Consider the following 12,911-nt stretch of genomic DNA (forward strand, 5'->3'; position numbering starts at 1 on the left):
TTTTGTGGGGCGCAAGCGGCCATGTTCAAAGAAAGGTTACCTTTAGGAGGTGGGCGTTGACGGGTCAGACAATGGAACTGACGGGCAAACTGCTGGTCGCGATGCCGGGCATGGGCGATCCACGTTTCGCACATTCCGTGATCTATCTTTCTGCGCATTCCGAACAGGGCGCGATGGGGCTGATGGTCAATAAACCTGCCCCGGAACTGCGCCTGTCAGATGTGTTGGATCAATTGGTCGAAGACACGCCGCCGCAGACGAAATCTCTGGCGGTGCATTTCGGCGGGCCGGTCGAGACGGGGCGCGGGTTTGTGCTGCATTCTGACGAATACCGCTCTGCCCTTGAAACGCTGCGGGTCGGCGATGGCATTGCGCTCACTGCCACGCGCGACATTCTCGAAGACATCGCAACCGGCAAGGGGCCAGAGCGCGCGCAGTTGATGCTGGGTTATGCGGGCTGGGGGCCGGGGCAGTTGGAGGGCGAGATTGCGCAGAACGGCTGGCTGACCTGTGAGGCGTCGCCAGAGGTGATTTTTGACCTGCCGGATGCAGAGAAATGGGCGGCAGCGCTCAAAACGCTGGGCATTGATCCCTTGGGGCTGTCGGCCTCAGCCGGCCACGCCTAGCGCGGCGCGGCGGCGCGGGCCAGGCGGTCGTTGATCGCTCGGCCCAAGCCGTGATCGGGGATCGGCGCCACGGCGATGCTCTGACCAGTGGCGTCCAACTGGTGCAGATGGTCGAACAAATTCGCCGCAGCCTCGGTCAGATCGCCAGCGGGCGAGAGGTTAAGATCACAGATCATCGTCCCAAAGCCTAGCAGCACTTCGCCCGGCCCAGCCGTTTCTGCATCCAACCGCACCGCCGCGCCGGGGGCGTAGTGGGAGGCCAACTGCCCCGGCGCAATGATCTCTGCGCCGTCTACGATTTCCAGCGGTTGCCCGAGCGCCGCCTCTATCGCCTCACTCGGCAGGCCACCCGCGCGAAGCAGGGCAGGTCGGGGCCCGGTCAGACCGAGGATCGTGCTTTCCAAGCCAACAGTGCAGGCGCCGTCATCCAGCACCGCCGCGATCTTCCCGTCGAGGCCCGCCAGCACATGCGCAGCCGTGGTCGCGCTGATCTTGCCCGAAGGGTTGGCCGAGGGCGCGGCCACGGGGCCATCGAGTGCCTGCAAGACCTGCCGCATGGCGGGGTGGGCTGGCACGCGCACCGCAAGGCTGGGCAATCCCGCCGTGACCAGTGACGACAGCCCGCTGTCGGGTTTGAGCGGTAAGACCAATGTCAGCGCGCCGGGCCAAAAGGCCTGCGCCAGCCGGTCGGCCTCGTCGGTCCATTCCACGTAGCGTTTGGCTGTCTCGATATCCGGCAGATGCACGATCAGCGGATTGAAGCTGGGCCGCCCCTTGGCGGCATAGATCCCCGCCACGGCTTCCCCATTGCGGGCATCCGCGCCAAGGCCATAGACCGTCTCGGTCGGCAGGGCGACCAGCGCGCCGTCTTGCAGCAGGCGGGCGGCGCGGGCGATGCCTTGGGGCGTGGGGCTCAGCGTCTCGGTCATAGCAGGGCTAATCCTGTCTAATCATGCAGCATCCCGTGACGCCGCGTTTGGGTTGCGGGGGGCGGCCGGGCATTTCATGCTGGCGGCAACATAAACCAGCCTTTATCAGGGCCATGTCAGGCTTGCCAGATCAAGCGCGCCTTTCAGGAGGATATGATATGCCGTACCGCGCCGCCGTGGATGACTACCGTTTTCTGATCGAGGACGTACTGGATTTCGCAACGCTCCGCAGCACCGACCGTTTCTCTGAAGCCAGCGAAGACGTCACCGGGGCGATCCTGTCCGAAGCCGGGCGGCTGTGCGATGACGTGTTGGCCCCCCTGCAACGCGGCGGTGATCTGCATCCCGCGAAGTTGGAGAACGGCATCGTGCGCACCTCTCCCGGTTTTGCCGAAGGCTTTGCCGCGATTGCCGAGGGCGGTTGGATCGGCATGTCGGCCGACCCTGAGTTCGGCGGCATGGGCCTGCCAATGACCCTGACCAGCGCAGTCAACGAGATGATGAGCGGCGCTTGCCTGTCGCTGCAACTCGCCCCGTTGATGAGCCAAGGGCAGATCGAAGCGCTGGAACATCATGCCTCTGACGCGATCAAAAACCTCTACCTGCCCAAGCTGATCAGCGGCGAATGGACCGGCACGATGAACCTGACCGAGCCGCAGGCCGGCTCGGACGTGGGCGCGCTCAGCAGCCGGGCCGAAGACAATGGCGACGGGACCTACGCAGTCTCGGGCCAGAAAATCTATATCTCTTGGGGCGATAATGATTTCGCGGGTAATGTCTGCCATCTGGTTCTTGCCCGCCTGCCGGGGGCTCCCGCGGGCACCAAGGGGATCAGCCTGTTCCTCGTGCCCAAGTTCATCCCGGATGAGAATGGGGAGCCGGGCCAGCGCAACGGCGTGAGCGTGGTCAGCCTTGAGCACAAGATGGGGCTGCACGGCTCGCCCACCGCGGTGATGCAATATGACAATGCCACCGGCTGGATCATCGGCCGGGAAGGCGGCGGCATGGCGGCGATGTTCACTATGATGAACAACGCGCGGCTTGGCGTTGGTGAGCAGGGCATCGGCGCGGCGGAAGGGGCGTATCAACTGGCGCTGGACTATGCGCTGGAGCGCAAGCAGGGCCGCTCTCCCGTCGAGGACGGCACGGGCACCATTGTCGACCATGCCGATGTGCGCCGGATGCTCTTGAGCATGAAGGCTGATATCTTTGCCTCTCGTGCCATCGCGCTGAGCTGCGCCTATGCCAGCGATATGGCTCGCGCCGGGCAGGGCGACGAATGGGCGGCGCGGGCAGCTTTCCTGACGCCGATCACCAAGGCCTTTGGTACCGACGTAGGCATAAGCGTTGCCGAGATGGGCGTACAGGTGCATGGCGGAATGGGCTTTATCGAAGAAACCGGTGCCGCGCAGTTCAGCCGCGATGTGCGTGTCACGGCGATCTACGAGGGCACCAACGGCATTCAAGCGATGGACCTTGTGGGCCGCAAAATGATGGACGGCGGCGAGGCGGCGAACCGCCTGCTGGATGAGATCGAAGCCGATGCCGAAACCGCGCGCGACCCGTTCCCCCGCATGGCCGATGCCGTCTGGCAAGCCAGCGAGACCCTGCGCGAAGCGACCGAATGGATGACCGCGCAAAAGGACATGAACGAACGCTTCGCCGGTGCGGTACCCTACCTGCGCGCCTTTGCCCGCGTGCTGGGCGGGCATTTGCATCTGCAAGCCGCGATGGCTGAGAAAGCCGCAGGCGGCAGCGGCGCGCGTGAGAAGCTGGCGCGGTTTTATATCCAGCGGCTCTTGCCAGAGCATCAGGGGCTGCTGGCCCATGCACAGGCGGGGGCCGAAGACCTCTATGCGCTTGATGTCGAAGACTTGAGACGCTGATGTCAGAACAAGCAACCCTCTCCGCCACCACGCCGAAACCGCCAAAGGGGCTGCGCTATCCATGGGACGTGCCTCCCGCCGAGGGGGAGGCGACCGAAGTGGCGCCGGGGGTGCTTTGGTTCCGCCTGCCGCTGCCGATGAAGCTGGATCACGTCAACGTCTATGCGCTGGATGAGGGTGACAGTTGGACGGTGATCGACACCGGTTTCGCCTCGCGCCGGGCCAAGGAGATCTGGCGCGGGCTGATGTCCGGGCCGCTGGGCGGCAAGCCGATCTCGCGCGTGGTCGTCACCCATCATCACCCCGATCACATCGGCCTTGCCGGTTGGTTGCAGACGGAGCATGGCGCAGAGCTGGTCACCACGCGGACCGCATGGCTCACCGCGCGGATGCTGACGCTGGACGTGCAAGAGGTGCCGGTCGCCGAATCCCTCTCGTTTTATCGTAAAGCGGGCATGGCGGCGGAACTCTACGCTAAACGCGCCAGCGAACGGCCTTTCAATTTTTCCGACGTGGTGGCCCCGCTGCCGCTAGGCTTCACCCGAATTCGGCAGGATGACGTGATCCGCATGGGTGGGCGCGATTGGGAGGTGCATATCGGCAATGGCCATGCGCCCGAACACGCCACCTTCTGGAGCCGGGATGACAATCTGGTGATCGCGGGGGATCAAATCCTACCCTCCATCAGCCCCAACATCGGCGTCTATCCGACGGAGCCCATGGCCGACCCGATCGGCGAATGGCTGGAGGCTTGCGAACGTTTTGTCCCCCTGGCGCGCGAGGATCATCTGGTGCTTGGCGGGCACAAGCTGCCCTTCACCGGCCTGCCGACGCGACTCAAACAGTTGATCGAGAACCACCACAGCGCCCTGCGCCGCCTGCTGGCCTTTATCGACACCCCGAAATCGGCCTCGGAATGTTTCGGATCGCTGTTCAAGCGCAACATCGGCGAGGCGGAATATGGCCTCGCGCTGGTTGAAGCCGTCGCCCATCTGAGCCACCTTTACCAGGCCGGAGAGGCCACGCGCGTGCTGCGTGAGGCAGACGGCGCATGGGTGTATCAGCGCAAGGGGTGAGCGATGGGCGATGAGGTGAAAACGGCGGCCGAAGCCTATGAGGAGGCCGCATTGCCGCGTATGCATGAGGTGCATACAGGCGCGGATCAGCCCAAGTCAGGCGACCAGCCGTTGCCCAAATCGGTAACCGACAAGCCGATGAAACAGAAGTCGCCTGCGCAATGGGCCTATGAGCGGGTCGTGCTTTATCTCAAGAATTTTGAAGAAAAGCTCGACAACGACCATGAGGCGGCGATTGGCTTTGCCGGGGGCGATGCCGGGGTGCTGCGGATCGAAGGCATGGGGTATTTCGACCCCGATATCATTACTTTTTACGGCGTCGATCCGGCAGGGGCGCGGGCACAATTGGTGCAGCATGTGGGGCAGTTAAACGTGATGTTGCGGGCCCTGCCAAAGAAAGTGCCCGATGCCGCACCGCAAAGGATCGGCTTTCGTTTGGTCGCCGATCTGGAAGAGACCTGACCTGCACGACTCTTTCGCGTGCGCGCAAGTGCAAGATTCCCCTTTAGCGCGTAATTTCGCGTAACGCTAGTATGGTTTTCTGATTATCATCCCCCCGTGACAGGGTGTTACGAATAGGTTAATCAGCGCCAACAGATTGTCTTAGGGAGACGAAAATGGCTGAACACGAACACGGCAGCATGAATTACGAACCACAGCAAAAGACCTTTGACGGGTTCATGACCTTCGTGACGCGCAGCGCCGTTGTCATCCTGGCGATCCTGGTCCTGCTGGCGATCTTTGCAGGTTGATCACGCCCTATCCCTGCGTGAGAGGGTAACTCTTTGAAAACTCTCTTGACGGCGATTGCGCTGGTTGGCGTTCTGGCTGGCTGTTCGGTGGATCAAAGCCCCGATAGCCCGCCCGACGTCGTGGCGCGTGCGGCCTATCGCTCGCCCGAGCCGCCCTCCCTCACATTGATGACCATGGTGAACAACCGCACCGGCAGCGGCGGGCATTCCGCGCTGATGGTGAATGGGTCTCAACGTGTAATTTTTGACCCTGCCGGATCGTTCCGGGACGCGCGGATGGCCGAGCGGGGCGATGTGCTCTACGGGGTGACGCCCGCGTGGCTGCAGGCCTATAAATCCGCCCATGCCCGCAGCACCTTTCATGTGGTCAGTCAGGAAATCCCGGTCAGCCCCGAAGTGGCCGAACGGGCGCTTCAGTTGGTGACCTCCAACGGGGCGGTGCCCGGCGCCTTTTGCGCCAATGCCACCAGCGGTATTCTTAGCCAAATCCCCGGTTTCCAAGGCGTTGGGTCGACCTTCTATCCCGTCAAGCTGCAAGAGCGTTTTGAGACCTTGCCGGGCGTGACCACGACGAAATACTACGAAGATGATGAGGGCGACGTGATCGACGCCCTGCGTGCGGCGCAACTGGCCCGCCAGTAGCGCCCGCGCTTACCCCACCAGATAGAGCATCCCATAGAGCGCCGCGGCCCCTGACAGGATCGCGGCGAGCACGTTCTTCGTCACAAGCCCCACACCCAGCGTGACCACCGCCGCAGTCACACGCGGCAGATCAAACTGCCCGTCCGTGCCCGAGGGCCAAAGCACCTGCGGTGCCACCAGCGCGGGTAGAATCGCCACGGCGGTATAACGCAGATGCCGCAACAGCCAGGCGGGCATCTGCTTGTTGCCGACCAAGCCAGTAAAGACAAAGCGCAGGAAAAAGCTGCCCAGCCCGAGCCCAATAATCACGATCCAAAGTGAGGTTCTGTCGATCATCGTGCCGTGCTCCCGGGTTTGCGCCGTTCCATCCACGCCTCAACCTGCGCGCCGGTGATCATGCCAGCAAGCCCTGCAATGATCAGCCCAAGCGCATAGGGCACATCGACAGCGATCAGGCTCACGATCACCGCAACAAGCGCCGCCGCCACATGGGCCAGCGTGCGAAACATCGGCGCGATCATGGCCAGAAAGGTAATTGGGATGGCAAAGTCCAGCGCCCAGCTATCCGGCACATTTGAGCCGACCATCGCACCGACCAGCGTGAAGATATACCAAAGCGGTACCACTGGCGTCACGGTCCCAAAGAAATAGGCCATCCGCTGCGGCACCGTCATCTGCGGTTCCCGCTCATATTGGGTCATCGCCGCCACATAGGATTGATCGACCGTCATATAGGCCGCCAGTGCCCGCTGCCAAAGCGGCGCGCCCCCGATCCATGGGGTGAGAGAGGCCGAATACATCGCCATCCGCAGGTTCACCGCCAGCGCCGAGGCCAGCACGATGGCCGTGGGTACGTCTTCTTGCAACAGTTGCAGCGCCGTGAACTGCGCGGCCCCGGCGATCACCACGATCGAGAATGTCAGCGTCTCGAATACGTTCAACCCAGCCTCGGTCGCCAGAAGGCCAAAGAGCGAGGCGAAGGGGATAATCACCAGCACGAAAGGCAATGCGTCAACGATACCTTTGCGATAGGCGGATTTGGTGGTGGTGATGGCCATGACGAACTCTTAAATATAATGTCAAAGGCTTAGACCTAACCGGAAGGGGATACAATTGGCCCGAGACAATGAACTTAGCAATTACCTGATCGCCCCCGATCCGAGTGCTGTTCGGCTGACGCGCAATGTCTCTGGCGTGGATCACACCGGGGCGGAGGTGGCGATCAATGTGGTCGAAGAACGCCCCCTAACGATATTCCTCAACCGGCAAGAGATCGTGACCGCGATGACCATTGGCGACTATCCGGCCTATCTGGCGCTTGGCTTTCTGCGCAATCAGGGGATGTTGCGCCCGGACGAGGAGATCACCGGCGTCGACTATGACGAAGAGCTTGAGACCGTCGTCGTTCGCACGAAACGCGCAACCGATTACGAAGACAAGATGCAGCGCAAGACCCGCACCAGCGGTTGTGCCGTGGGCACCGTTTTTGGCGATATGATGGAGGGGCTGGCCGATGTGCGCTTGCCCGACACGCCGGTGCGCACTTCGGACCTTTACGCGCTGGCGGCCAAGATCAACCGGACGCCGAGCCTTTATCTTGAGGCCGGTGCGATCCACGGCACCGTTCTATGCCAAGGCGACCGGCCACTCGTTTATATGGAAGACGTGGGCCGTCACAACGCGGTCGACAAAATCGCCGGTTGGATGCTCTCCGAAGGCGTGGGGGCCGAGGATAAGGTGCTCTATACCACCGGGCGGCTGACATCTGAGATGGTGATCAAGACGGCGATGATGGGCATTCCGGTGCTGGCGTCCCGCTCGGGCTTTACCGCTTGGGGGGTGGAAATTGCGCAGCAGGTCAATCTCACATTGATCGGGCGGATGCGGGGGCAGCGGTTCACCTGTTTGGCAGGGGAAAACCGGTTGATCCGCGACGCAGACCCCGCCAGCGTGGCTGAAGAGCCGCGCGAAAGTGGCCGCAAGGGCGCGAAGGAATAATAAGATGAAACAACCACTTGGCGTCATTTTGGCGGGCGGACAGGCGACCCGCATGGGCGGTGGCGACAAGGGGCTGCTGCCGCTGGGGCAGAGCACTTTGCTGTCCTCGGTGATCGACCGGCTGGAGCCGCAGGTCGCGGGACTGGCGCTGAACGCCAATGGCGATGCGGCGCGTTTTTCTGATCTGGGTCTGCCGGTGCTGGCCGACAGTATCGAAGGGTTTGCCGGTCCGCTCGCGGGCGTGCTCGCCGGGTTGGATTGGGCGGCGGAGCAGGGGGCGGAGGCGATTGTCACCGCGGCTGCCGACACGCCTTTCTTCCCCTGCGATTTGGTGCCGCGTCTGTTGCTCGCCGCTGATGGCATGACCCACCCGCTCGCCTTGGCGGCGACCCCTGACGCCAAACGCGGCAGCGCACGGCATCCGACTTTTGGCCTATGGCCGGTGGCACTGCGAGATGACTTGCGTGCCGCTTTGGCCGGCGGGCTGCGCAAGGTGGTGCTGTGGACTGAAAAACATGATGGGCGCGAGGCGCTGTTCCCCGACGAGGCCGCTTTCTTCAACGTGAACACGCCTGAGGATTTGGCTAAAGCAGAGGCGATGGCATGAGGGTTTACGGCGTCGTCGGTTGGAAGAACGCGGGCAAGACTGGATTGATGGAACGGTTGGTCTCTGAGATCACCGGGCGCGGCTTCACCGTCTCGACCGTCAAACATGCGCATCACACTTTCGACGTGGACCACCCCGGCAAGGACAGCCACCGCCACCGCGTCGCGGGGGCGCGCGAGGTGTTGCTGGCCTCCGGCGCGCGCTTTGCCTTGATGCATGAGTTGCGCGGGGCCGAAGAGCCGCCGCTCGACGCGCATCTGGCGCGGCTTTCGCCCGTCGATCTGGTGCTGATCGAAGGCTACAAACGCGACGGCCATCCCAAGGTCGAAGCGCACCGGGCTGAGACCGGAAACGCGCTGATCGCGCCGGATGACCCGACGGTGCGGGCGGTGGCCAGCGACGTGGCGCTTGAGATGGACAGGCCTGTTTTCGATCTGAACGACACCCGTGCGATTGCCGATTTTATCCTGCGCGAAGTGGGGCTGATCGCCGCCCCCACGGCATCTGCCACCACCGCACCGCCGCCCCTGCGCAACGACTGTTTCGCCCTGCCACCCGGTGTGCATTGGACCCCGGTTGATGATGCGCTGGCGCTGTTGAAAGAGCGCCTCCACCCGGTGACGGGGGCCGAAACCTTTCCCGCCGCCGATGCCGGGGGGCGTATCCTGGCCGAAGACGTCACCGCCATCCGCGCCAACCCACCGCTGCCGAACACGGCGGTCGATGGCTACGGTTTTGCCGGTGGGCGCGGCGAAGGGTTGCATGAGCTTCCGCTGGTGCCGGGCCGTGCAGCGGCAGGGGATCGCCCCGGCGCAGTGCCTGCGGGCCAAGCGATCCGCGTGCTGACCGGCGCAGCGCTGCCTGAGGGCGTGGATACCGTGATCCTGCAAGAAGACGTGACTGCCGAGGGCGGCATGTTGCGGTTTCACGGGCCGGTGAAACAGGGGGCGAACACCCGCAAAGCCGGGGAAGACGTGCAGGCGGGCGATGGCATCCTTGCCGCAGGCACGCGCGTTGGTCCGGCGGAACTGGCATTGATGGCGGCAGCGGGTGTGGCAGAGGTGCGCCTACGCAAGCGATTGAAGGTCGGCGTGATCTCCACCGGCGACGAATTGGTCGAGATGGGGGAGGCAGCACGCGACGGGCAGATTTACGACGCCAACCGCCCCATGTTGCTGCAACTCGCGGCGGACTTTGGGCACGAGGCTGTCGATCTGGGCCGCGTGGCCGACGACCGCGCGACACTGCGCGCAAGACTTGACGCGGCGGCGGGGCAGGTGGATGTGTTCCTGACCAGCGGCGGCGCTTCGGCGGGGGACGAAGACCACGTCTCGGCCCTGTTGACCGAGGCGGGGGCGATGCAGCTTTGGCGGATCGCGGTGAAGCCGGGGCGGCCTTTGGCTCTTGGGATGTGGCAGGGCGTGCCGGTGTTCGGGCTGCCGGGCAATCCGGTGGCGGCGATGGTTTGTTCGCTGATTTTCGCGCGGCCCGCCATGGCGCTGCTTGCCGGGGGCGGCTGGCAGGAACCGCAGAGCTTTGATGTGCCTGCCGCCTTTGAGAAACGCAAAAAGGCCGGGCGGCGGGAATATCTGCGCGCCCGGATGCGCGATGGCCGGGCCGAGGTTTTTGCCTCCGAAGGATCGGGGCGTATCAGCGGGCTAAGCTGGGCCGAAGGGCTGGTCGAATTGGACGAGACCGCGCGCGATATTGCGCCCGGCGATCTCGTCCGTTTCATTCCTTACGGCAGTTTTACCAGCTAAGGCCGCGCGTCAGTCGAAGGTGCCCGCACAGCGGCCTAGCAGCATGAAGGCGCGGGCAGTGCGGGTGTCGGCCAGCGAAGAGATTTCCTCATCCGTTGCCTGTTTCTCGAACTCGGCAAAGGTCCGGTCAAATCGGCGCAGGAAGTGATGCGCGGCATCGCGAAAGATCGGGTCTTGCCGCATCCGCGCATTGGCCAGCGCCAGTGAAGAGCGGTCGCGGATGCCCCCCAAAGGCGCGATCGTACGGCCCCGCGCGCCGCTGGCGAACTGACGCCATACTTCGGGGCGGGCGCGGTCGGGGCGCAGGTCGTCCATATAGATGCCGTCTTGGCTGAGCAGGGTCAGCACGTCCTGCGCGGCCTGCACCAGTTGCGAAGCGGAGCGGTCTTTCAAGGCACGGCGCAGCGCGTCGAACCCGGCTTGGTCATCCGCCGTTTCGGGGAAGTTAAGCGCGCGGGTGAAATCCTCGGCAGACAGCGGCTGTGTCTTGTCGCCCGCCTGCGTGCCAAGCGCCAGCGTCGGCTGGTCTTCGGCGGCGGGCGGTGTCGGCGCGGGGGCCGGGGTCACGGGGCGCGCAGTCTCGTCGCGGCCCTGAAGCCCGGCCAACGCGATCTCGGTCTTGCGGGCGCTGGCGGCAAGTTCATCGAGCTTGCGCGCGATGTTGCTGTCGCCCGCAGGTTTGTTACCCTGCTGTTGCGAGAAATAGGAATACCGGATGGCATCAATCGCGGCCTGTAGGCGTTGGATTTCCTCGCGCATGACCCGCCCGGCACGGGCGGCGGTGGCCCCGACCCAGATCATCGCGACCGGCAAGATCACCACCAACAGGATCAGCAGCCCACGCACCCCCCCGTCATTGGTCCCTTCCGGCACCTCTGCGGCGATGAAGGTGAAATAGATCGCCGTGCCAAGCAGCCAAAGCGCTGAAAGCGCGCCCGCGATGATCTCAATCTCGGTGATGCTGTTGGATTTGGGGCGGTCGTAGACGCCCATCGACGTAGGCCGAGCGGCGCCGTTCCCGCCGCGCGGGGCGCGGGGGGCTTGATCTTGGGGTGCGGAAGCGTCGGGCTCTGCCATGTCAGCCTTCCCGATCAAGCGTAAACGATCTTGAGAACCTCATAGGATTTTTGCCCCCCGGGGGTGCGCACTTCGACGGAATCACCTTCGTCCTTGCCGATCAGCGCGCGCGCGATGGGCGACTTGATGTTCAAAAGGGCCTTTTCGATATTGGCCTCATATTCACCAACAATCTGATAAGTCTTCTCTTCGTCGGTGTCCTCATCCACCAGCGTCACCGTGGCCCCGAATTTGATCGACCCTGACAGTTTCTTGGGGTCAATCACATCCGCGAGCGAGATCACGCCCTCAAGCTCTTTGATGCGGCCTTCGATGAAAGACTGCTTTTCCTTGGCGGAATGATACTCGGCATTTTCCGACAGGTCACCATGTTCGCGCGCTTCGGCGATGGCCTTGATGATGGCGGGCCGTTCAACCGACTTGAGTTGCTTGAGTTCGACTTCGAGCGCGGTGTGACCGTCGCGGGTCATCGGGATCTTTTCCATGGCGGTGTGCCTACATAATGAGGGCCGCACCCGGGTTTTCGCCGGGGGGCGGCCAATTGCGTGTTAACTTGGCAGATACCTGACCCAAACTGCCCGCCAATTGCAAGTGCCTAACGGCCTCAGGGTCGGCGGTTGACTGCCGTCAATCGTATTGCACGACCTCATATTCGATCCCGTCCGCATCGTGGAAATAAAACCGCCGTCCGGGCTCATAGTCGGCGTGGTTTCCGGTGGTGAAGCCCTGCGCCAGCACGGCTTTTTCGGTGGCGTCAAGGTCATCCACCACGACCGCGATGTGGTTGAGCGCACCGATGGTTTCGTAGCTGGTGTTCATAAGAGTGCCCGCCTTGCCGGGAGTGTAGAGCGCGACGTAATGCGTCTTAGTGCCGACATGTTTGGTATGGCCCCCGGCCATGGCATCGCCCTCCCATCTCAGGTGCCAGCCAAAGACCTCGCGCATCCAATTGGCGGTGGCGGCGGGGTCAGAGACGGTGAAATTGGCATGTTCAAGTTGCGCGGGCATGGCGTTTATCCTTTTTGTGATCGCTTGTGCCATCTGAGCGTAATTGTTAAACCTAACTTTAGGTCAAGGAATTTATGGGGGGCGAAATGGCGGTAAGTGAGGGGCTGTCGATCGGGGCTTTGGCCAAGCGCACCGGGCTCGCCGTTTCGGCCATTCGCTACTATGAGGCGCAGGGGCTGATCGCGCCTTGGCGCAATGCGGGTGGGCAGAGGCGTTTTGAGCGGGCGGATCTGCGGCGGCTGAGTTTCGTGATGATCGCCCAGCAATTCGGTTTCACCCTGCCACAGATCAAGGCTGAGTTGGACCGCTTGCCGGGCGGGCGCACGCCCACCAAGGCCGATTGGACCCGCATTTCCGAAGGCTTCCGCGCCGCCCTCGACGCGCGCATCGCCACCCTAAACAGGCTGCGTGACAATCTTGACGGCTGCATCGGGTGCGGTTGCCTGAGCTTGGAGGCCTGCGCGCTTTACAATCCTATCGACCGCGCAGGTGAAAAAGGCCCCGGACCGCGCTATCTGATGGGGGACGAACCGGCGACCTGATGAGTTGC

General features: G+C 63.2%; 16 protein-coding genes. 10 read left to right on the plus strand and 6 right to left on the minus strand.

What is annotated here, in order from left to right; all coding sequences use genetic code 11:
* The first annotated feature begins 71 nt into the window (after positions 1 to 71).
* Positions 72 to 626, plus strand: a complete 555-nt coding sequence (locus J3456_RS00625; protein ID WP_349579118.1) for a YqgE/AlgH family protein — start codon at positions 72 to 74, stop codon at positions 624 to 626.
* Here the strand turns inward: J3456_RS00625 and J3456_RS00630 are convergent.
* Positions 623 to 1,555 (minus strand): L-threonylcarbamoyladenylate synthase, encoded by a 933-nt coding sequence (locus J3456_RS00630; protein ID WP_349578463.1) that lies wholly within the window; start codon positions 1,553 to 1,555, stop codon positions 623 to 625. The two genes, J3456_RS00625 and J3456_RS00630, sit on opposite strands and share 4 nt — an antisense overlap.
* A 158-nt stretch (positions 1,556 to 1,713) precedes the next feature.
* On the opposite strand from J3456_RS00630, the gene J3456_RS00635 reads away from it, so the two are divergent.
* The 5 genes from J3456_RS00635 to J3456_RS00655 all read left to right on the plus strand — a co-directional run bounded on the left by J3456_RS00635 (position 1,714) and on the right by J3456_RS00655 (position 5,911).
* Positions 1,714 to 3,441 (plus strand): acyl-CoA dehydrogenase, encoded by a 1,728-nt coding sequence (locus J3456_RS00635; RefSeq protein WP_349578464.1) that lies wholly within the window; start codon positions 1,714 to 1,716, stop codon positions 3,439 to 3,441.
* Positions 3,441 to 4,517 (plus strand): MBL fold metallo-hydrolase, encoded by a 1,077-nt coding sequence (locus J3456_RS00640; RefSeq protein ID WP_349578465.1) that lies wholly within the window; start codon positions 3,441 to 3,443, stop codon positions 4,515 to 4,517. The genes J3456_RS00635 and J3456_RS00640 overlap by 1 nt, the downstream gene beginning before the upstream one ends.
* A gap of 3 nt (positions 4,518 to 4,520) precedes the next feature.
* Positions 4,521 to 4,979 (plus strand): DUF6173 family protein, encoded by a 459-nt coding sequence (locus tag J3456_RS00645; RefSeq protein ID WP_349578466.1) that lies wholly within the window; start codon positions 4,521 to 4,523, stop codon positions 4,977 to 4,979.
* A 155-nt stretch (positions 4,980 to 5,134) separates the two neighbouring features.
* Positions 5,135 to 5,269, plus strand: coding sequence for an aa3-type cytochrome c oxidase subunit IV (locus tag J3456_RS00650; RefSeq protein WP_067625061.1), 135 nt, complete (start codon positions 5,135 to 5,137; stop codon positions 5,267 to 5,269).
* Positions 5,270 to 5,302: 33 nt separating this feature from the next.
* The gene (locus J3456_RS00655; RefSeq protein WP_349578467.1) at positions 5,303 to 5,911 is read left to right on the plus strand and encodes a hypothetical protein; all 609 of its coding nucleotides are present in this window, start codon (positions 5,303 to 5,305) and stop codon (positions 5,909 to 5,911) included.
* Positions 5,912 to 5,920: 9 nt separating this feature from the next.
* Here J3456_RS00655 and J3456_RS00660 read toward each other — a convergent pair whose 3' ends face one another.
* Both J3456_RS00660 and J3456_RS00665 read right to left on the minus strand, forming a co-directional pair.
* Complete coding sequence (locus tag J3456_RS00660; RefSeq protein ID WP_349578468.1) at positions 5,921 to 6,247, minus strand: AzlD domain-containing protein; 327 nt, start codon at positions 6,245 to 6,247, stop codon at positions 5,921 to 5,923.
* Positions 6,244 to 6,969, minus strand: coding sequence for an AzlC family ABC transporter permease (locus tag J3456_RS00665; RefSeq protein WP_342852202.1), 726 nt, complete (start codon positions 6,967 to 6,969; stop codon positions 6,244 to 6,246). The genes J3456_RS00660 and J3456_RS00665 overlap by 4 nt, the downstream gene beginning before the upstream one ends.
* Positions 6,970 to 7,018: 49 nt before the next feature.
* Here J3456_RS00665 and J3456_RS00670 point away from each other — a divergent pair, with 49 nt between their 5' ends.
* Genes J3456_RS00670 through J3456_RS00680 form a run of 3 tightly spaced genes read left to right on the plus strand, consistent with a single transcriptional unit; the run spans position 7,019 to position 10,276 of the window.
* Positions 7,019 to 7,909, plus strand: coding sequence for a formate dehydrogenase accessory sulfurtransferase FdhD (locus J3456_RS00670; protein ID WP_349579119.1), 891 nt, complete (start codon positions 7,019 to 7,021; stop codon positions 7,907 to 7,909).
* 4 nt (positions 7,910 to 7,913) lie between these two features.
* Complete coding sequence (gene mobA / locus J3456_RS00675) at positions 7,914 to 8,516, plus strand: molybdenum cofactor guanylyltransferase MobA (RefSeq protein ID WP_349578469.1); 603 nt, start codon at positions 7,914 to 7,916, stop codon at positions 8,514 to 8,516.
* The gene (locus tag J3456_RS00680; RefSeq protein ID WP_349578470.1) at positions 8,513 to 10,276 is read left to right on the plus strand and encodes a bifunctional molybdopterin-guanine dinucleotide biosynthesis adaptor protein MobB/molybdopterin molybdotransferase MoeA; all 1,764 of its coding nucleotides are present in this window, start codon (positions 8,513 to 8,515) and stop codon (positions 10,274 to 10,276) included. The genes mobA and J3456_RS00680 overlap by 4 nt, the downstream gene beginning before the upstream one ends.
* Positions 10,277 to 10,285: 9 nt before the next feature.
* Here J3456_RS00680 and J3456_RS00685 read toward each other — a convergent pair whose 3' ends face one another.
* The 3 genes from J3456_RS00685 to J3456_RS00695 form a co-directional block, all read right to left on the minus strand.
* Entirely contained in the window at positions 10,286 to 11,353 is a 1,068-nt protein-coding gene (locus tag J3456_RS00685; RefSeq protein ID WP_502989476.1) for a hypothetical protein, read from the minus strand.
* 14 nt (positions 11,354 to 11,367) lie between these two features.
* Complete coding sequence (gene greA / locus J3456_RS00690) at positions 11,368 to 11,838, minus strand: transcription elongation factor GreA (RefSeq protein WP_349578471.1); 471 nt, start codon at positions 11,836 to 11,838, stop codon at positions 11,368 to 11,370.
* 142 nt (positions 11,839 to 11,980) lie between these two features.
* On the minus strand, positions 11,981 to 12,361 hold the full coding sequence (locus J3456_RS00695; protein WP_349578473.1) for a VOC family protein: 381 nt from the start codon (positions 12,359 to 12,361) through the stop codon (positions 11,981 to 11,983).
* A gap of 86 nt (positions 12,362 to 12,447) precedes the next feature.
* Here J3456_RS00695 and soxR point away from each other — a divergent pair, with 86 nt between their 5' ends.
* On the plus strand, positions 12,448 to 12,903 hold the full coding sequence (gene soxR / locus J3456_RS00700; RefSeq protein ID WP_349578474.1) for a redox-sensitive transcriptional activator SoxR: 456 nt from the start codon (positions 12,448 to 12,450) through the stop codon (positions 12,901 to 12,903).
* The last annotated feature ends 8 nt before the right edge of the window (positions 12,904 to 12,911 follow it).

This window comes from Sulfitobacter sp. NFXS29 (genome assembly GCF_040148765.1).
Taxonomy (GTDB): domain Bacteria; phylum Pseudomonadota; class Alphaproteobacteria; order Rhodobacterales; family Rhodobacteraceae; genus Sulfitobacter.